Source organism: Halovibrio salipaludis (assembly GCF_002286965.1).
GTDB lineage: Bacteria > Pseudomonadota > Gammaproteobacteria > Pseudomonadales > Oleiphilaceae > Halospina > Halospina salipaludis.
Window position 1 is genome coordinate 64,228 of the sequence record NZ_NSKD01000007.1, and the last position, 18,272, is coordinate 82,499.

The window sequence follows — 18,272 nt, forward strand, 5'->3', positions numbered from 1 at the left end:
ACCATCAGTTCGGCGAACACGCCGCCCCATTACGAAAGTGTCATGGCGACCGGGCGCCGACAGAGCCGGGCAATTCTCACAATCGGAGCACGTCATTGTAAAGCGCAAGGACCGTCAGCATCGCGATCAACAGAAGGCCCAGCCGCAACCAGAGCCCCTGGACCGCCTCTGAAACCGGGCGTCCGCGTACCCATTCCCATCCATAGAACAGAATGTGACCACCATCGAGAATGGGGATCGGCAGCAGGTTGATGATGCCCAGACTGATGCTCAGATACGCCAGGAACCGCACGAACGACTCGAAACCAGTGGTCACCGTGGTCTCTGCCACGCGGGCGATGGTAATCGGACCGCTTATATTGCGCACGGAAAGCAGCCCACTGGCCATCTTGCCCACGGCCACCAGCGTGGTCCGGGTGTCGTTCCAGAACTGGTTGAACGCCTCCGGGACCGCCCGGATCGGCCCCAGCTGGGTCTGACGCTGCATGCCTTCAGGCCAGGACACCGACTCCACACCGGCCCCGATACGGCCAATGTGTTCGCCTTCCCCGTCCGTCCGGGAAGCGGGCGTCACGGTAAGGGTGCGCTCGCTGCCATCACGCTCAATGCGCATGGAAAGCGCCTCGCCAGGCGCCGCCTGAATGCGGTCCACCAGGGCGAACCAGTCCGCAACCGCCTCGCCCTCAACAGCCAGAATGCGATCGCCGGGCTGAAGACCGGCCTCCTCTGCCGGTGATCCAGGCCGGATCTCCCCCAGCACAGGGGGAATGTCAGGCCGCCACGGCTCTATACCGAATTCCCTCACTGGATCCGGGTCCCGGGCGCCCCCCAGCCAGCCATCCAGGGCTGTACTGCGCTCAAGACGGCGGCCTTCCTGTTCCAGCATGAGGCGCACCTCGCCCTGCTCACCGGCACGCTGCAGCAGCGCCATACCCACATGGCGCCAGGAGGGGGTCTGGCGTCCATCGACCTCCAGCACCTCCATGCCGGACTCAAGTTCCATGCGCTCCGCGGGGGTGCCAGGCTCCACATCGCCCACCACGGGCGCAATCGTCGTGAACCCGATCACGGCCAGCAGCCAGTAGGCGAAAACCGCAAAGATGAAGTTCGCTATGGGACCGGCGGCCGCCACGGCGATACGACGCGGCGGTGTCTGGCGGTTGAAGGCCAGATGTTTCTCGTCTTCCGGCACCTCGCCTTCGCGCTCATCCAGCATTTTCACATAGCCGCCGAGCGGGATGGCGGCCACGGCGTACTCGGTGCCATGGCGATCGCGGCGCATGAAAAGCGGCTTGCCGAAGCCGACCGAGAAACGCAGGACCCGGATACCCAGGCGGCGCGCCACCCAGAAGTGCCCGAATTCATGCACGGTCACCAGGATGCCCAGGGTGACGATCAGCGCCAGGACGGTCTGAATCACACTCATGAGGCGTTCTCCGCGGCGTTGAGTCGGTTCATGGCCCATTCACGGGCACGCCCATCACAGGCCATGACCGCCTCAATGGAGTCAGCCGGGCGCGGGGCCAGCTCCGCCAGGGCCTCGTCCACGAGACCGGCGATGCGGGTAAAGCCGATGCGCCCACCAAGGAAGGCATCCACTGCCACTTCGTTGACCGCGTTCAGGATGGCGGGCGCCGTGCCTCCGGCCCGGAAGGCCTCAGCGGCCAGGCGCAGGGCCGGGAACCGCTCCAGGTCCGGCCGCTCAAAATGAAAGGAGGCCAGCTCAAACAGATCCAGCGGTGCCACCCCTGCTTCAATACGCTCCGGCCAGGCCAGGGCGTTGGCAATGGGGGTACGCATATCCGGACTGCCCAGCTGCGCCAGCACGGAGCCGTCCCGGTATTCGACCATGGAGTGGATGATGCTCTCGGGGTGCACATGCACCTGCACATGCTCGGGCGTGGTGGCGAACAGCCAGCAGGCCTCAATCAGCTCCAGCCCCTTGTTCATCAGGGTGGCTGAGTCCACCGAGATCTTGCGCCCCATGGCCCAGTTGGGATGGGCGCATGCCTGATCCGGACCCACGTGCTCGAGTTCGCTGGCCGGTGTGGTCCGGAAGGGCCCACCGGAGGCGGTCAGGAGAATACGCGTGACGCCCGATTCCCCAACGCCGGCACCGGCCCGGGGCAGGCACTGGAAGATGGCATTGTGCTCGGAGTCTATGGGCAGCAGCGTGGCCCCGTGACGTTCAACAGCCTCCATGAAGAGCCCCCCGGACATCACCAGGGCCTCCTTGTTGGCCAGAAGCACCCTCTTACCCTGCTCAATGGCCGCCATTGTCGGGGCGAGCCCGGCAGCGCCCACTATGGCGGCCATGACCGTATCCACGGCGGCATCCGAAGCGGCCTCGCACAGCCCCGCCTCGCCACTGAGGATCGTGATGTCCAGCCCACTGAGTGCGCTCCGGAGCTCGGCCTCACGCTCAGCATCACTGATGACCGCAACCCGGGGACGGAACTGCCGGCAGAGTCGCGCCAGCTCCTTCACGTTGGCGTGGGCACTCAGTGCGTGCACGCGGAAGCGTTCAGGATGACGTGCAACCACATCCAGCGTGCTGGTGCCGATGGAGCCGGTAGCGCCAAGTATCGTAAGGGTCTGTGGTGAGATTTCACCCATCCGGGTTCCAGTCCGTATCGAAGCGTTACTGAACCGGCGTCAGCCAGCCCAGGAGGGTAAAACAGGACGCCAGCACCGGAATCGCAACCAGCAGGCTGTCGATCCGGTCCAGGATACCACCGTGGCCGGGCAGCAGCTGACTGCTGTCCTTGATGCCGCGGTGGCGCTTGAGCATGCTCTCGAACAGATCGCCCAGCACCGACGCGAGCGCGGTCAGGACCGAGGCAAGGACGAACTGAATCACCGCGATGCTGGCAAGGTCAAGCCACCAGGCCACAGCCAGCGCCAGTGCCGCCACCACTGCCAGACCACCCCAGACACCCGCCCATGTCTTGCCGGGGCTGACGGCCGGCGCCAGCTTACGGCGCCCAAAGGCACGGCCGGCGAAATAGGCGCCGATATCCGCGCCCCAGACCACCAGGAAGGTGTACAGGATCAGCAGCAGATTGTTACCGGTATGCCCCAGCGCCAGATCACCAGCACGCAGGTGATTGAGTGCCAGCCAGGCCCCGACAAGCGCCAGAATGCCCAGGATCAGCCGTACCGGGCGCGGATGCCAGACACCGGTGCCTGCGGGATAGGCGGCAACCATCGCCGCCACCAGCACCCAGAACACCGCCAGCGCCCCGAGAAGGGGCACGACCGGCAACGTCTGGAAGACGGCCATAAGAACAACCAGCACCAGCGCGAAAGCCCAGCGCTGCAGCCCCCCTTCAAATCCGGAGAGGTTGGCCCACTCCCAGCCGGCAATGGCCAGAAGGGCACCGGTGAAGACCGCAAACCCCATCGGAGGCAGCAGAAAGAGGCCGCCCACAACAATGGGTGCCAGAATGACCGCCGTTATCACCCGCTGCTTCAGCACTGCGCCCCCTTATCCATACTGCTTCTGGGGCATGGCGGGCTCGGCAACCTGTTCACCGGTACGCCCAAAACGACGCTGGCGCCCCGCAAAGTCCGCCAGTGCCTCACGCATGGCAGTATGCTGGAAATCAGGCCAGTACAGGGCCGAGAAATAGAATTCGGTATAGGCGAACTGCCACAGCAGGAAATTACTGATGCGCTGCTCCCCGCCAGTACGGATCAGCAGATCCGGCATGGGGCGATCTCCCAGACTGATGTACTGCTGCACAAGCCGTTCATCCACGTCCTCCGGGCTCAGGCTGCCCGCAGCCACCTCCTGCGCAATGCGCCGGCTGGCCTGGGCCACATCCCAGTGCCCGCCGTAGTCCGCCGCGATCACCAGCTCCATGCTGTCGCAATGCACGGTTTCCTGCTCCGCCCGGGCCATGTGCTCCTGGAGCGTATGACTGAAGCGCTCACGGTTACCGATGAAGGACAGGCGGATGTTGTTCTCCCTGAGGCGCCTTACCTCCTTGCGCAGCGAACGCAGGAACAGCGTCATCAGGGCGCTGACCTCCTCTTCCGGGCGGCGCCAGTTCTCACTGCTGAAGGCGAACAGGGTGAGCACCTCAACACCGGACTTGCCGCAGGTCTCTATGGCCGCGCGCACGGACTTCACGCCCGCCCGGTGGCCACTGATGCCACGCTGGCCCCGAGCCCGGGCCCAACGGTTATTGCCATCCATGATCACCGCCACGTGACGCGGGCAGCCCGCCAGTGGCGGCATGTCCGTTTCCTGGTCCGTCTCGCTCATGCTTGCCCCTGCAACCCGGGCCTCAGATGGCCATCAGGTCGTTTTCCTTGTTCTTGAGGAGCTCATCGATCTTGGCGACGTACTTGTCCGTAAGCTTCTGGATATCAGCCTCAGCCTTTTTCTCTTCGTCCTCGGTGATTTCCTTTTCCTTGAGCAGATCCTTGATGTCGCTGTTCACATCCCGGCGCACGCCGCGCACCGCGACGCGACCCTGCTCAGCCTCGTTGCGCGCATGGCGAACGTATTCCTTACGGCTGTCCTCGGTCAGGGTGGGCATGGGAACACGCACAACCTCGCCCGTGGTCGCCGGATTGAGACCCAGATCGGCTTTCATGATGCCTTTCTCAATCTTCGGCGCCAGGTTCTTCTCATAGGGCGACACAGCCAGTGTGCGCCCGTCCTCCACGGAGACGTTGGCGACCTGTTTGAGCGGTGTCTCCATGCCGTAATACTCCACCGTCACCTCATCCAGAATGCTGGGATGCGCCCGCCCTGTCCGGATACGTGCAAAGGCCTTGTTGACGGAATCCACCGCCTTCTGCATGCGTTCTTCAGCGTCTTGCTTGAGCTCGTCTAACACGGTTTCCGCCCTCTTGTTCAGGCTTCCTCAATGAGTGTTCCTTCGTTGCCGCCCAGTGCGATGTCACGCAGAGCACCGGGTTTGCCCATGTTAAACACACGGACCGGCATGTTGTGATCCCGGCACAGGCAGATGGCGGTGAGGTCCATCACACCCAGACGGCTTTCCAGCACCTGATCGTAAGTGAGCCGATCGTACTTGAAGGCTTCCGGGTTGGAGACCGGATCGTCGTTGTAGACGCCGTCCACCTTGGTCGCCTTCAGCACCACGTCGGCGTCGATCTCAATGGCCCGCAGGCACGCCGCCGAATCGGTCGTGAAAAAGGGATTGCCGGTACCGGCGGTGAACACCACCACATCGCCGCCCTTGAGGTCACGCATGGCCTCACGGCGATCGTAGTGCTCCACGATGCCGCTCATGGGAATGGCCGACATGACCCGGCTCTGGATGTTGGAGCGCTCGAGCGCATCGCGCATCGCCAGTCCGTTCATCATGGTGGCCAGCATGCCCATGTGATCACCGGTCACCCGGTCCATGCCGGCCTCGTTCAGAACGGCTCCCCGGAAGAGATTGCCGCCACCGATGACGATGGCCACCTGTACGCCAATGCTTACAAGCGAATCGATCTCGACCGCCATGCGGTCAAGAACCTTGGGATCGATCCCGAATTCGTGATCACCGATCAGGGCCTCGCCACTGAGTTTGAGCAGAACGCGTTTGTATCGGGTCTGTGTCGTACTCTGGGTGGGCATGGCCTGTGACCTCCTGACCGGTGTTCTGGATACAAACCGGCCGCACTCTCCCCAACGCGCCATGCGCCGGGAGATGCGGCCCGAGTTATTGGCGGGTCATGCCCGCCGGCTGCGTAGGGATCAGCCCTTGAGCTGCGCCGCAACCTCGGAGGCGAAGTCCGTCTCTTCCTTCTGGATGCCTTCGCCCACTTCGTAGCGTACAAAGCTCACGAGCTCGGCGCCATGCTCCTTGAGAAGATCCTTGACGGCCTGATCCGGGTTCTTGACGAAGCCCTGCTCCACCAGGCTGTTCTCCTTCAGGAACTTCTGGATCCGACCGGTCATCATCTTCTCGACAATTTCCGGCTTCTTGCCTTCCATGTCGGGCTGCGAGCGGATGACCTCACGCTCCTTCTCGACTTCCTCTTCAGGCATGTCCTCCGGCGTACCAACCCGCGGGTTCACGGCCGTTACGTGCATTGCCAGATCGCGGGCCAGCTCACCGGAGCCGCCCTTGAGCGCCACCAGCGCGCCCATGCCGTTAGTGGAGTGAACATAGCCACCCACAACGTCGCCCTCAAGGCGGACAGCACGGCGTGCGGTAATGTTCTCGCCAATCTTCTGGACGAGCTCTTCGCGCTCTTTCTCCAGGTCATCGACAACCAGCTTCTCGATGTCGGTTTCGCCGTTCTGGAACGCGGCGTCCAGCACGCGGTCCGCAAACGCCAGGAAACCCTCATCACGGGCGACGAAGTCGGTCTCGGAGTTGACCTCAACCATCATGCCGACGCTGGCATCATCGGTCACCTTCAGGCGCACGACGCCCTCGGCGGCGGTACGACCCGCCTTCTTGGCAGCCTTGAGGCCGGAGTTCTTGCGCAGATTGCTGATGGCGGTTTCGACGTCACCTTCCGCTTCCACCAGCGCTTTCTTGCATTCCATCATGCCCAGGCCGGTGCGCTCACGCAGCTCCTTGACCTGTGCGGCAGAGATTGCAGCCATTATCTGTTCCCCACTTGAATCAATTCGGTTATTGCCGTTCGCGCGGGCCGCGGCTTATTCAGCCGCCGGCGCCTGCGGTTCGTCTTCGCTGACTTCAACAAACTCATCAGCGGCACCACCACCTGCCTGGGTGCCTTCAATCACGGCGTCAGCCACGGCGCGGACGTAGATCTGGACCGCACGGATGGCGTCGTCGTTACCCGGGATGACCACGTCAACGCCCTTGGGATCACTGTTGGTATCCACCACGCCGATCACCGGAATGCCCAGCTTGTTGGCTTCCTTGATGGCGATGTCCTCGTGGTCCACGTCAATGACAAAGAGCGCGTCCGGCAGACCGCCCATGTCCTTGATACCGCCAATGTGGCGCTCAAGCTTTTCCATCTCGCGCCGGTGGTCCAGCGCCTCTTTCTTGGTCAGCTTGTCCAGCGTGCCATCCTGATCCTGCTGTTCCAGATCGCGGTAGCGACGGATGGACTGGCGGATGGTCTTGTAGTTGGTGAGCATGCCACCAAGCCAGCGGTGGTTAACGAACGGCATACCGCAGCGTTCCGCTTCTTCCTTCACGATCTTGCTGGCGGAGCGCTTGGTGCCCACGAACAGGATCTGGTTCTTGTTCTCGGCCATCTTCTGAACCTGGTCGAGCGCCTGGTTCAGTGCCGGAACGGTATGTTCGAGGTTGATGATGTGGATCTTGTTGCGCGCGCCGAAGATGTACTTGCCCATCTTCGGGTTCCAGTAGCGCGTCTGGTGTCCGAAGTGTGCGCCTGCCTTGAGCAGGTCGCGCATGCTCACCTGTGCCATTGCTATCACCTTTGTCTGATTGGGTTACGCCTCCACGCATCCCATTATCCGACTCTGGGGCCACCTGGCCACCGGAGCACCCGGGACAATGTGCCGATACGTGTGTGTATTTGGTTTTTACCGCTTCCGGTGAATCCGCCTGGAACTCCCCGGAACGGCGCGCGAATTTTTACCATAAAACGCGCCAGAAAGGAAGTTACACCACCGAATGAATTGCCTTCTGCCGGCCCTGCCGCCGTCGCCGCGGGCAGGTTCAATCTCCGGGCCTGAGCCGGTAGAATAGGTTGCCTTTGAATCAACAGACTGCGGGAGCGGCATGAGCGTTCAGATCAAAACCGCCGAGGAAATTGAGAAGATGCGGGTGGCGTGCCGACTGGCCGCCAGTGTTCTGGAGATGATCGGCGAGCACGTGAAGCCGGGTGTCACCACCGAGGAACTCGACCGGATCTGCCATGAGTACATTGTTGAGCACGGGGCGACCCCGGCACCGCTGAACTACAAGGGGTTCCCCAAGTCCGTGTGCATCTCCGTCAATCAGGTGATCTGTCACGGCATTCCCAATGAGAAGAAGGCCCTGAAGAACGGCGACATTCTCAACATCGATGTCACCGTCATCAAGGACGGCTATCACGGCGATACCAGCATGATGTTCGTCGCCGGCAAGGCCAACCCCGCGGCCGAAAGGCTCAACCGGGTCACCCGGGAGTGCCTGTTCCGCGGCATCGAGATGGTGCGCCCGGGCGCGAAGCTCGGTGACATCGGCGCCGCCATCCAGAAGCACGCCGAGGCCAACCACTACAGCATCGTGCGCGAGTACTGCGGCCACGGCATCGGTCAGGGCTTCCATGAGGAGCCCCAGGTGATGCACTTCGGCAAGCCGGGCACCGGCCTGGAACTGCAGGAGGGCATGACCTTCACCATCGAGCCCATGGTCAACCAGGGCAAGCGCCACAGCAAGGTACTGCCGGATGGCTGGACAGTGGTTACCCGGGATCGCAAACTGTCCGCACAGTGGGAGCACACAGTGCTTGTAACCGCCGACGGTTACGAAATCCTGACCCTGCGCAATGGCGAGGAGCCCGCATAATCCCGTAGGAGCGCGCTCGCGCGAACCGCGCCTGAACCGCGATCAGAGCACCGCGAAAGGACCATCGCGGCCGTGGCCGCTCCTACCCTGACCCATGAGGCAGTCACCGATGGATCATTCGGCGCCCGTTTTCGATCCGGAGCAGCACCTGGATACCACCGCGCTGGCCGACGAAATCCGTAACGCGCCTTCTCCGGGCGTGCCGGTACGCCGCCACCTTGAGCACCTTCAGAAGGTCATGGCGGATGCCTTCCGCGCCGGCACCGATGTCCGCTCACTGGTGCACGGTCGCGCCAGGATCATGGATACCGTGCTGGCGCTACTGTGGGAACACTCGCCCCTGGGCGAAGCACAGGATCTTTCACTGGTGGCGGTGGGTGGTTATGGCCGTGGCGAACTGCACCCCTGGTCGGACATCGACCTTCTGATCCTGACCGGTGAAGCCGGCGCCCAGGCGCACGAAGAAGCCCTCTCCGACTTCCTGACCCTGCTCTGGGATCTGGGCCTGGACATCGGCCACAGTGTGCGCAGCATTGAGGAGTGCGTGTCCACAGCGCGCGAGGATGCCACCATCCTCACCAATATGCTCGAGACCCGGCTGATCGCCGGCAACACCGAACTCCCCGGCGAGCTCCGCAAGCGCGTGTACTCCAGCGACACCCTCTCCGACCGCGAGTACTTCGCCGCCAAGCGCCGCGAGCAGCAGCAGCGCCACGGCAAGTACGGCGCCACCGAATACAACCTGGAGCCCAACCTCAAGGCCTCCCCCGGCGCGCTGCGCGACATCCAGACCATCATCTGGGTGGCCCGCCGCCACTTCGGGCTGACTGACCCGTCCGACCTGATGCAATTCGCCATCCTTTCGGACGAGGAATTCGAGATCCTGCGCGAAGGCGAGACCTTCCTGTGGCAGCTTCGCTTCGGGCTGCAGATCCTCGCCGGACGCAACGAGAACCGGCTGCTGTTCGACTATCAGCCGGATCTCGCCCGCATGCTCGGTTTCGAGGAACAGCACGGGCGCCTGGGCGTGGAACTGATGATGCAGGCCTACTACCGCAGGGTGCTGGCGTTGGCGGAGATCACGGATGTGATCCTGCAGCACCTGGATGAAGAGATCCTGCGCGCGGACGAGCCGGAGCAGATCCAGCCGATCAACCGCCGCTTCCAGATCCGCAATGGCTATCTTGAGGCAAGCAACACCCAGGTTTTCGCCTATGCGCCCTACGCACTGCTGGAGATCTTCGTGGTCCTGGCCCAGCATCCGGAAGTGAAAGGCATCCGGGCCCCGACCATCCGCGCCATCCGGGCCCACCGGCACCTGATCGACGATGCCTTCCGCCAGAACCTGGCCTGCACCACGCTGTTCATGGAACTGCTGCGCACGCCCCACGAACTGGACACCACCCTGTCCTACATGAAACGTTACAACGTCCTCGGGCGCTACCTTCCCGAGTTCGGCAGCATCATCGGCCAGATGCAGTACGACCTGTTCCACGTCTACACGGTGGACGCCCACACCCTCCGGGTGATCAGCAACATGGTGCACATGCAGACCGCCGAGGGCCGTGAACAGTTCCCGCTGGCCTCGCGACTGAGCCACCAGCTCCCCAAGCCGGAACTGCTGTACGTGGCCGGCCTGTTCCATGACGTTGCCAAGGGCCGCGGCGGCGACCATTCGGAACTCGGGGCCATCGACGCCGCCCGCTTCTGCGAACAGCACCACCTGAGTGACCGCGACACCAAGCTGGTCGCCTGGCTGATCGAGAACCACCTGCTGATGTCGCTCACCGCCCAGAAATGCGACATATCAGACCCGGCCATTATCCGCGAGTTCGCGCGCAAGATCCCGTCCAAGGTGCACCTGGTCTATCTCTACATCCTGACCGTGTGCGACATCGCCGCCACCAACCCGAGCCTCTGGAACACCTGGCGGGATTCACTGCTGCGCCAGCTCTACATCGAGACCCGGCGGGTGCTGCGCCAGGGCATCGACAGCCCCTTCGACCGCAACGACTGGATCCGCGCCACCTGCGAGGAGGCCCGGGACATGCTGCGCAGCCAGGGCTACAGCAACGAGCAGATCGACCGGGTCTGGAACACCCTGGACGACGATTTCTTCCTGCAGGACGCCACGGTGGACATCGTCTGGCAGACCGCCGCCATCATCCGCCACGGCGACAACCCGGACCCGCTGGTGATGATCCGGGACACCACCGGCGGCCCGACGGACGGCTATACCCACATCATCATCTACATGCGCGACCGCGCCGCGCTGTTCGCCGCCACCACCGCCGTGCTGGAACAGCTGCACCTGAACATCGTGGATGCCCGGATTCTCTCAGGCGAAGGCCCCTACAACCTCAGCAGCTACGTGGTGGTGGACGAGCAGGGCCAGCCCCTGGGCAAGGATCCCGAGCGCCGGGACCACATCCGGGACCGGCTGGTGGAGGAGCTGGACGACCCTGATGACTACCCGGCCATCATCGAGCGCCGTGTGCCGCGCAAACTCAAGCACTTCGCCTTCCCCACGGAAGTGACCATCTCAACGGACACGGCCAACCACCGCACCATGCTGGAAGTGGTCACCCCGGATCGCCCCGGCCTTCTGGCGCGCATCGGCCGTATCCTGCTGGACCACCATATGCGGCTGGTCAGCGCCAAGATCGCCACCCTGGGCGAACGGGTGGAGGACATCTTCTTCGTGACCGACGAACGCGGCAACCCGGTGGAAGACCCGGAAGCCTGTGAGTCCGTGCGTCAGGCGCTGTGCCAGCAGCTGGACGAAGTGGCCGGTCTCAATGGCCACAGCGAACAGGAAATCACGATATGAACCCGAGGCTCGACGACCTCCACCCCTACCCGTTCCAGAAGCTGGCTCAGCTGTTTGAGGGGACGCAACCGCCGGAGCAGCCGCACATCGCCCTTTCCATTGGCGAACCCAAACACCCGGCGCCAGCACCCGTTCTGGATACCCTGCGTGACAGCCTCGCGGACGTGGCCCGATACCCCGCCACCAAGGGCCTTCCGGAACTTCGGGAGGCCATCGCGGACTGGGCCACGCCCCGCTTCAATCTTGGGGCGGGCAACCTGGACCCTGACACCCAGCTGTTGCCGCTCAACGGCACCCGCGAAGGCCTCTTTTCCTTTGCCCAGGCCATGCTGTCCGGCACCGCGGATTCACTGGTGGTCAGCCCCAACCCCTTCTACCAGATCTACGAGGGGGCGGCCCTTCTGGCCGGTGCCCAGCCGTATTTTGTCAACAGCACCCGGGATGGCGGGGGCCTGCCGGACTTCGGTAACGTGCCGGCTGGTGTCTGGGACCGGTGTGAGCTGGTCTATCTGTGCTCACCGGGCAACCCCAACGGGGCCGTCATGGGCCTTGAGGACTACCGCCAGCTGCTGGAACTCGCGGACCGGCATGATTTTGTGATCGCGGCGGATGAATGCTACTCGGAGATCCACCACCCGGAGGCCGAACCGCCGCTGGGCATGCTCGACGCCTGCCGCCGGCTCGGGCGTGACGACTACCGCCGCTGCGTGGCATTCCACAGCCTCTCCAAGCGCAGCAACCTGCCGGGCCTGCGCTCGGGGTTCGCCGCCGGGGATGCGGACTGTCTCGCGCGCTTTCTGCGCTATCGCACCTACCACGGCTGCGCCATGCCCATCCATCACCAGAAAGCCAGCATCACCGCCTGGCAGGATGAGGCACACGTCCAGGCCAACCGCGAGGCCTATCGGGCCAAGTTCGATGCCGTACTGCCCATCCTGGCGCCCTGGCTGGACGTGGTACGCCCCGAGGCAGGCTTTTACCTCTGGCCACGCACGCCCATGGACGACGAGACCTTTGCCAGAGCGCTCTACAACGAGGAAAATGTCACCGTACTGCCGGGGCGCTATCTGTCACGCACCAGTGACGGCGTGAACCCCGGCGAAAACCGGGTCCGCATAGCGCTGGTCGCCTCCCGGGAGGAATGCGTGGAAGCCGCGCAGCGCATCGCCCGCTTCATTGAACGCCGGACACAGAACGGATCCATCTAACAGGAGAAAACCAGGACCATGAGCTTCGCATTCGGCATTGGCATCGGCACCCGCAACCAGAAACACGAATGGCTGGAAGTGTATTACCAGCAGCCCATCCATGACCCCGACAGTACGCTGGTCGGGATCGTGCGCGACAACATTGAGGGTCTGAGCGAGGGCAACGCGGCCGCGGATGCCGACGCCAACCAGCTTCAGACCCTGGCGGACCGGCTGGAGGAAGCCGGTTACGCGGACCTTGGGGCGCTCGCCGATCAGGCCAGTGAGAGTTCGCTGCCCGTGGTTGTAACGCTCCTGGACACCGACGCCGAAGCGAGCAGCACCCCGGAGGTCTACCTCAAGCTCCACCTGCTTTCCCACCGGCTGGTGAAGCCCCATGGCGTGAACCTCAAGGGCATCTTCCCGCTGCTGCCGAATCTGGCCTGGACCAACGAGGGTGCCATCGACCTTGAGGAACTGCCCCAGCGCCAGCTCCAGGCGCGTGCCGCCGGCCGGGTTCTGGAAGTGAAGGCCGTGGACAAGTTCCCGCCCATGACCGATTACGTGGTCCCGAAAGGCGTTCGGATCGCGGACACTGCCCGCGTGCGCCTGGGCGCCTATGTGGGCGAAGGCACAACCGTGATGCACGAGGGCTTCATCAACTTCAACGCCGGCACCGAAGGCAAGTCCATGATCGAGGGCCGTATCTCGGCCGGCGTGGTCGTTGGACAGGGCTCGGACCTGGGCGGCGGTTCGTCCACTATGGGCACGCTCTCCGGCGGCGGCAACATCATCATCTCGCTGGGTGAGAACTGCCTGCTGGGGGCCAATGCCGGCATTGGCATCCCTCTGGGTGACCGCTGCACCGTGGAAGCCGGCCTCTATGTCACCGCCGGCACCAAGGTCCGGGTGCTGGATGACAGTGGTGCGCACGTCCAGACCGTTAAAGCGCGGGATCTGGCCGGCCAGGCTGACCTGCTGTTCCGCCGCAACTCCGAGACCGGGGCAGTGGAGTGCCGGACCAACAAGACAGCGATCACGCTGAACGAAGAACTCCACGCCAACAACTGAGTGAGCGAATGAGCGAGCCGCGCAGCGCCACCCTTGAACTGGCCCGGGAGCTGATCAGCCGGGCCTCGGTCACGCCGGACGACGCCGGCTGCCAGCCGATGCTGACAGAACGCCTGGCTGAGGCGGGCTTCATAGGGGAAGACTACCCGTTCGGGGAAGTCCGCAACCTCTGGCTTCGCCGTGGCGAGGGCGGCCCGCTGTTCGTATTCGCAGGCCACACCGACGTTGTTCCCCCGGGTCCGGAAAACGGCTGGACCACCCCGGCCTTTGAGCCCACCGAGCGCGATGGCATGCTCTACGGCCGGGGCGCGGCGGACATGAAGGGCTCGGTGGCGGCATTCGTGACGGCGGCGGAGCGCTTTGTGGCCCGTTACCCGGAGCACCAGGGCAGCATTGCCCTGCTTCTGACCAGTGACGAGGAAGGCCCGGCCCGGAACGGTACCCGCCGCGTGGTGGATGCCCTCTCCGAACAGGGTATCCGCCCGGACTGGTGCCTGGTGGGCGAGCCTTCCAGCAGTGAACGCGTGGCGGATACCATCAAGAATGGCCGCCGGGGCTCACTCTCCGGCAGGCTAGTGGTTCAGGGCACCCAGGGCCACGTGGCCTACCCCCAGTTCGCGGACAACCCGGTGCACCGGGCCGCCCCGGCTCTGGCAGATCTGATCAATACCGAATGGGATACGGGCAATGACCACTTCCCGCCCACCGGCTTCCAGATCACCCGGGTGGAAGCCGGGGAAGGCGCCAACAACGTGGTCCCCGGTTCCATGGAAGTGGACTTCAACTTCCGCTTCTCCACCGAAGTCACCGAAGCCCGGCTGCGGGAACGGGTGACCACCCTGCTCGACCGTCACAGGCTGGACTACAAGCTGGAGTGGCAGCTCAGCGGCGAGCCCTTCCTTACAGACCGCGGCGACTTCATTGATGCGGCCGTGCGCGTGATCGAACAGACCACAGGCCAACCCCCGGCGCTTTCAACCGGCGGCGGCACATCGGACGGTCGCTTCATTGCGCCCACTGGGGCCCAGGTAATGGAGCTCGGCCCGCTCAACGCCACCATTCACAAGGCGGATGAGTGTGTATCGGTTGCGGATCTGGAGACGCTTTCAGGTATCTACGAGGGGATTCTGGAGGAACTGCTCGCGGGCCAGATGACCTGACCCGCGGAGGGAGACGAATCAGTCTTCGTCGAGGGTCGTTACGTCGTTGGCCTGAAGGCCCTTTTCTGCTTCGACCACGGTGTAGCTCACCCGCTGGCCCTGACGGAGGACCCGCCGGCCTTCGCCCTGGATAGCGCGGAAGTGAACGAACACGTCGCCGCCGCTGTCACGGGTGATGAAGCCAAAGCCTTTCTTGACGTTGAACCACTTGACGGTGCCCTCTTCCGAGTCCTTGCTCTTTTTGCGCCCCGGACTTTTGCCACCTTTGGAGGCCTGCTTCTGCTGACCGCTCCCTGTACGTGTGGCAAGACCGGACGCCACCAGCGCCACGATGACAAACAGGAGATAGGCGAGCAGGTAGTCCACCAGTGATGCTGAGGTCTCCAGGTACAGCTCGATATTCCCGTTCATGGGAATCAGCGCCAGGATGAGCGGCGCCGGCAGGGAGACCAGCAGTGATGCGTAAAGTGCTTTGCGATTGATTGGCATGGTTGATGTTACTCTCTTGTGACCTCTTTGTTCAGGCAGCGCGCATCATACCAGAACGCATCCTGTGCTGACGAAGCCGCTCCCGTCCCCTCCAGCCAGGAAACCACCGCAGCCTGATCCAGAACCAGCTCGGGCGGCTTCTCATGCCACTCCACGTCCAGAGCCGCGCGCTCCACGGAGGCATCATGGTCCAGAACGTACCCAGGCGTATCGCCACGCGCCAGGCTCACCAATTCCGCCTGCTCGTCCATGGCCTGCCTGCGGGTAAGATGCTGCAGCCGGACAGGGCCACAGGCCCATTCAAACCGGACCATGGCCGCAGCGGCACTGAGCACGGACAGCACATGCCCAGGGTCGGCCTCCTGGCCCAGAAGCCCCTCTTCCATGGAGCCGAACGTTCTGTACTCGCCCTGGGAAGTCGCCGCCGAATTCACCGCTACCTCCAGAGCCGACTGCTCCACCGGCATGCCAAGCCACGCCTCCATCGCGGGCTGGCGCTGCCGGCACCACGCCAGTACATCCGCCGCACAGGAAGCAGGTACCCGGAGACTGTGGCGCATCCGGGGCGCGCCGGCGGGCACCCGTGACTCCGGCGGCCCGTCGTGGGCAACCATCAAGGCAATCGAGGGATCACCGATCAGCTCCGACCACGCCATAAGTCCCTCCGCCTGAACCACGGATGCCAACAGCTCAGCCCCGGTGGACTCCAGCAGAAACCAGCAGACAGCGGCATCAGTATCCGCCCGGATCGCCCTCATGGTCCGGCATACCGCATCCCCGTTGCGGATCAGTGCCAACACCGGCACCAGCCAGAGCTCATGCGCATGGCCGGTGGCCGTTTCCGCCACCAGGCGGGCCTGTTCCGCCAGGCCTCTGGCGGCAAGTGCGCCCCCGCGGCACAGCTCAATCGGCCCCCGCACGGAACCGGCAAGCGCAGCGAGCCGCCGGGACTGGGCCAGCGCCGCTTCGCCGACGGGCGCAATCCGTTCAGGATAAGCGTTAGGGGTTTTGATGAGATGGGGTTCTGTGGCGTTATGCCAGTCTTCCATACCAATTCCCTCTGGTCTGTGGGGGCAGCATCCAGCCGCCCCGGGGTCAGTCTCTGTCAGACGCGGTTGTAATTGTCCTCAAACCGGACAATGTCGTCCTCTCCCAGATAGCTGCCCGTCTGCACCTCAATCACCTCCAGGGGAATCACCCCGGGGTTGGACAGACGGTGGGCCACTCCAAGTGGAATATACGTGGACTCATCCTCGGTCAGCAAGGTTTCCTCATTATTCTGAGTCACCAATGCGGTACCGCGCACAACCACCCAGTGCTCCGAGCGGTGGTGATGCTTCTGCAGCGACAGCGTGGCTCCGGGATCCACCGTTATCCGCTTGACCTGGAACCGCTCGCTGCGGGCCACGCCCTCATAGCTGCCCCAGGGCCGATGGACCTTGCGGTGGAAGCGGTACTCATCGCGGTTCTGATCCTTCAGGCGGCTCACCAGTTTCTTCACGTCCTGTACCCGGCTGCGATCCGCAACCAGCACCACGTCATCCGTCTCAACAATGACATGGTTATCCACGCCGATTGCCGCGACCAGGCGCCCTTCGGAATGGAGGTAGGACTGATGGACGTCCTCGGTGATCACATCCCCCCGAACAACATTGCCATCATCGTCCTGATCCTGGAGTTCCCACAGCGATGACCATGACCCCACATCACTCCAGCCAGCGTCCAGTGACAATACGACGGCACGTTCCGTGCGCTCCATCACCGCATAGTCAATGGAATCCTCCGGGCACTCCGCAAATACCGCCTCTGAAACCCGCACGAAATCCTGATCATCCCGGCGTGATGCCCAGGCCCGCTGGCAGATCTCAAGGATTTCCGGGCGATGGCGCTCCAGTTCCGCCAGGTAGTCGCTGGCCCGGAAGAGGAACATACCACTGTTCCAGTAGTAATGGCCGTCATCCAGGTACCCCTGGGCCGTAGCCGCATCCGGTTTCTCCACAAATGCCGCCACAGGCCGCGCACCGCCAGCGACCTGCTCGGACTCGGCCCGGATGTACCCATAGCCGGTATGCGCACTGGTCGGCACCACCCCGAACGTCACCAGACGCCCCTCGCGGGCCGCTTCCTCACCCGCCTGAACCGCGCTGGCAAAGGCCTGCGTGTCCTTGACCACATGATCCGACGGCAGCACCAGCATTACACCATCCGGATCCGTCTCCTGAATCCGCAGCGCTGCCAGTGCAATGGCCGGCGCCGTATTGCGCCCCACCGGCTCCAGAAGAATGCGCCCCGCCTCCGCCTGCTGCCCGTAACGCTGCAGATGCGCCGCCACAATAAACCGGTGTGCCTCATTGGTGATCACGGACAGACTCGAACAGCCGGACACCGCACAGGCACGCTGCAGGGTCTCGTCCAGAAGGGATTCGTGGGTGTTCAGTGCCAGAAATTGCTTGGGGTAAGCCTCACGTGACAGAGGCCAGAGACGGGTACCGGAACCACCGGATAGGATGACTGCGTGCATGATTCTTCCCTGTTGTCTGATACCCCAAAGGGTACCGCAGCCAAACGCCCGGGAAAACAATCCATCCCGGATCAAATGCAGACTGTGGGAGCGCGTTCAGATTCGGCCCCCACAGCTATTACGCAGCCGCTTCAGCTCTCCTGCCAGCGCGCTACTTCTTCCTTGCCATACTGCTTGCGCCACGCATTCAACGTCTTGTGGTTACCACCACGGGTCTGAACCACTTCACCGGTATGCGGGTTGCGATAGGTCTTGAGTGGACGCTTTTTGCGACCATCATTCGCACTGGACGAACCACCGCCCTGCTCCAGCTTGTTCTTGACACTCGAATCCAGCGTCGCCAGAACCTCCAGCATGTCCTTACCGGACTTGCCGTATTTCTCCATCAACTGGTTCAACTCCTCCTTGAAGTCGAGCTCTTTCTTGAGCTCCTTGTCCTCTTCCATCTTCTGGAGTTCGTCCTGAAGTTGTTTAACGGCTTTCTGTTTTTCGTAGTAGGTGGAGATTTTGCCCATTGGAAGCCTCTTAGTTAATAGTGCT

General features: G+C 63.3%; 17 protein-coding genes. 5 read left to right on the plus strand and 12 right to left on the minus strand.

The features are described from left to right. Positions 1-76: 76 nt before the first annotated feature. The 8 genes from rseP to rpsB form a co-directional block, all read right to left on the minus strand. Positions 77-1,426, minus strand: coding sequence for an RIP metalloprotease RseP (rseP, locus tag CK501_RS13345; RefSeq protein ID WP_095618240.1), 1,350 nt, complete (start codon positions 1,424-1,426; stop codon positions 77-79). Then, the gene (ispC, locus tag CK501_RS13350; RefSeq protein ID WP_198949521.1) at positions 1,423-2,616 is read right to left on the minus strand and encodes a 1-deoxy-D-xylulose-5-phosphate reductoisomerase; all 1,194 of its coding nucleotides are present in this window, start codon (positions 2,614-2,616) and stop codon (positions 1,423-1,425) included. The genes rseP and ispC overlap by 4 nt, the downstream gene beginning before the upstream one ends. Positions 2,617-2,641: 25 nt before the next feature. Next, positions 2,642-3,478 carry a phosphatidate cytidylyltransferase gene (locus CK501_RS13355; RefSeq protein WP_095618241.1) on the minus strand — a complete coding sequence of 279 codons (837 nt, stop codon included), beginning with the start codon at positions 3,476-3,478 and terminating at the stop codon, positions 2,642-2,644. A gap of 9 nt (positions 3,479-3,487) precedes the next feature. Continuing rightward, positions 3,488-4,270 (minus strand): polyprenyl diphosphate synthase, encoded by a 783-nt coding sequence (gene uppS, locus CK501_RS13360; RefSeq protein ID WP_095618242.1) that lies wholly within the window; start codon positions 4,268-4,270, stop codon positions 3,488-3,490. Positions 4,271-4,292: 22 nt separating this feature from the next. Beyond that, positions 4,293-4,850: a ribosome recycling factor gene (frr, locus tag CK501_RS13365; protein WP_095618243.1), complete on the minus strand. Its 558-nt coding sequence runs from the start codon at positions 4,848-4,850 to the stop codon at positions 4,293-4,295. A gap of 17 nt (positions 4,851-4,867) precedes the next feature. After that, the gene (gene pyrH / locus CK501_RS13370; protein WP_095618244.1) at positions 4,868-5,602 is read right to left on the minus strand and encodes a UMP kinase; all 735 of its coding nucleotides are present in this window, start codon (positions 5,600-5,602) and stop codon (positions 4,868-4,870) included. Positions 5,603-5,722: 120 nt separating this feature from the next. After that, on the minus strand, positions 5,723-6,583 hold the full coding sequence (tsf, locus tag CK501_RS13375) for a translation elongation factor Ts (protein WP_095618245.1): 861 nt from the start codon (positions 6,581-6,583) through the stop codon (positions 5,723-5,725). Between the two features lie 54 nt (positions 6,584-6,637). Then, positions 6,638-7,387 (minus strand): 30S ribosomal protein S2, encoded by a 750-nt coding sequence (rpsB, locus tag CK501_RS13380; RefSeq protein WP_077530678.1) that lies wholly within the window; start codon positions 7,385-7,387, stop codon positions 6,638-6,640. A 316-nt stretch (positions 7,388-7,703) separates the two neighbouring features. On the opposite strand from rpsB, the gene map reads away from it, so the two are divergent. From map to dapE, 5 genes are all read left to right on the plus strand, one after another. Beyond that, positions 7,704-8,474, plus strand: a complete 771-nt coding sequence (gene map, locus CK501_RS13385) for a type I methionyl aminopeptidase (protein ID WP_095618246.1) — start codon at positions 7,704-7,706, stop codon at positions 8,472-8,474. 109 nt (positions 8,475-8,583) lie between these two features. Next, the gene (locus tag CK501_RS13390) at positions 8,584-11,304 is read left to right on the plus strand and encodes a [protein-PII] uridylyltransferase (protein WP_095618247.1); all 2,721 of its coding nucleotides are present in this window, start codon (positions 8,584-8,586) and stop codon (positions 11,302-11,304) included. After that, on the plus strand, positions 11,301-12,512 hold the full coding sequence (gene dapC, locus CK501_RS13395) for a succinyldiaminopimelate transaminase (RefSeq protein ID WP_095618248.1): 1,212 nt from the start codon (positions 11,301-11,303) through the stop codon (positions 12,510-12,512). The genes CK501_RS13390 and dapC overlap by 4 nt, the downstream gene beginning before the upstream one ends. Before the next feature lie 18 nt (positions 12,513-12,530). Then, the gene (dapD, locus tag CK501_RS13400; protein WP_095618249.1) at positions 12,531-13,562 is read left to right on the plus strand and encodes a 2,3,4,5-tetrahydropyridine-2,6-dicarboxylate N-succinyltransferase; all 1,032 of its coding nucleotides are present in this window, start codon (positions 12,531-12,533) and stop codon (positions 13,560-13,562) included. An 8-nt stretch (positions 13,563-13,570) separates the two neighbouring features. Continuing rightward, positions 13,571-14,722 (plus strand): succinyl-diaminopimelate desuccinylase, encoded by a 1,152-nt coding sequence (gene dapE / locus CK501_RS13405; protein WP_095618250.1) that lies wholly within the window; start codon positions 13,571-13,573, stop codon positions 14,720-14,722. 18 nt (positions 14,723-14,740) lie between these two features. On the opposite strand, the gene CK501_RS17115 is transcribed toward dapE, so the two are convergent. The 4 genes from CK501_RS17115 to CK501_RS13425 all read right to left on the minus strand — a co-directional run bounded on the left by CK501_RS17115 (position 14,741) and on the right by CK501_RS13425 (position 18,247). Beyond that, positions 14,741-15,211 carry a cold-shock protein gene (locus tag CK501_RS17115; RefSeq protein ID WP_095618251.1) on the minus strand — a complete coding sequence of 157 codons (471 nt, stop codon included), beginning with the start codon at positions 15,209-15,211 and terminating at the stop codon, positions 14,741-14,743. 8 nt (positions 15,212-15,219) lie between these two features. Continuing rightward, the gene (locus CK501_RS13415) at positions 15,220-16,260 is read right to left on the minus strand and encodes a hypothetical protein (RefSeq protein ID WP_095618252.1); all 1,041 of its coding nucleotides are present in this window, start codon (positions 16,258-16,260) and stop codon (positions 15,220-15,222) included. 56 nt (positions 16,261-16,316) lie between these two features. Further along, positions 16,317-17,732 carry a mannose-1-phosphate guanylyltransferase/mannose-6-phosphate isomerase gene (locus CK501_RS13420; RefSeq protein WP_095618253.1) on the minus strand — a complete coding sequence of 472 codons (1,416 nt, stop codon included), beginning with the start codon at positions 17,730-17,732 and terminating at the stop codon, positions 16,317-16,319. Positions 17,733-17,863: 131 nt separating this feature from the next. Beyond that, the gene (locus CK501_RS13425; RefSeq protein WP_095618254.1) at positions 17,864-18,247 is read right to left on the minus strand and encodes a histone-like nucleoid-structuring protein, MvaT/MvaU family; all 384 of its coding nucleotides are present in this window, start codon (positions 18,245-18,247) and stop codon (positions 17,864-17,866) included. Positions 18,248-18,272 lie beyond the last annotated feature (25 nt).

Bases quoted from the DNA above. Each gene is read 5' to 3' on its own strand.
- CK501_RS13415 (WP_095618252.1), bottom strand. From the start codon at position 16,260: ATGGAAGACTGGCATAACGCCACAGAACCCCATCTCATCAAAACCCCT.
- ispC (WP_198949521.1), bottom strand. From the start codon at position 2,616: ATGGGTGAAATCTCACCACAGACCCTTACGATACTTGGCGCTACCGGC.
- CK501_RS13390 (WP_095618247.1), top strand. From the start codon at position 8,584: ATGGATCATTCGGCGCCCGTTTTCGATCCGGAGCAGCACCTGGATACC.
- uppS (WP_095618242.1), bottom strand. From the start codon at position 4,270: ATGAGCGAGACGGACCAGGAAACGGACATGCCGCCACTGGCGGGCTGC.
- dapE (WP_095618250.1), top strand. From the start codon at position 13,571: ATGAGCGAGCCGCGCAGCGCCACCCTTGAACTGGCCCGGGAGCTGATC.
- tsf (WP_095618245.1), bottom strand. From the start codon at position 6,583: ATGGCTGCAATCTCTGCCGCACAGGTCAAGGAGCTGCGTGAGCGCACC.
- CK501_RS13425 (WP_095618254.1), bottom strand. From the start codon at position 18,247: ATGGGCAAAATCTCCACCTACTACGAAAAACAGAAAGCCGTTAAACAA.
- rseP (WP_095618240.1), bottom strand. From the start codon at position 1,426: ATGAGTGTGATTCAGACCGTCCTGGCGCTGATCGTCACCCTGGGCATC.
- rpsB (WP_077530678.1), bottom strand. From the start codon at position 7,387: ATGGCACAGGTGAGCATGCGCGACCTGCTCAAGGCAGGCGCACACTTC.
- map (WP_095618246.1), top strand. From the start codon at position 7,704: ATGAGCGTTCAGATCAAAACCGCCGAGGAAATTGAGAAGATGCGGGTG.
- pyrH (WP_095618244.1), bottom strand. From the start codon at position 5,602: ATGCCCACCCAGAGTACGACACAGACCCGATACAAACGCGTTCTGCTC.
- CK501_RS13420 (WP_095618253.1), bottom strand. From the start codon at position 17,732: ATGCACGCAGTCATCCTATCCGGTGGTTCCGGTACCCGTCTCTGGCCT.
- dapC (WP_095618248.1), top strand. From the start codon at position 11,301: ATGAACCCGAGGCTCGACGACCTCCACCCCTACCCGTTCCAGAAGCTG.
- CK501_RS17115 (WP_095618251.1), bottom strand. From the start codon at position 15,211: ATGCCAATCAATCGCAAAGCACTTTACGCATCACTGCTGGTCTCCCTG.
- dapD (WP_095618249.1), top strand. From the start codon at position 12,531: ATGAGCTTCGCATTCGGCATTGGCATCGGCACCCGCAACCAGAAACAC.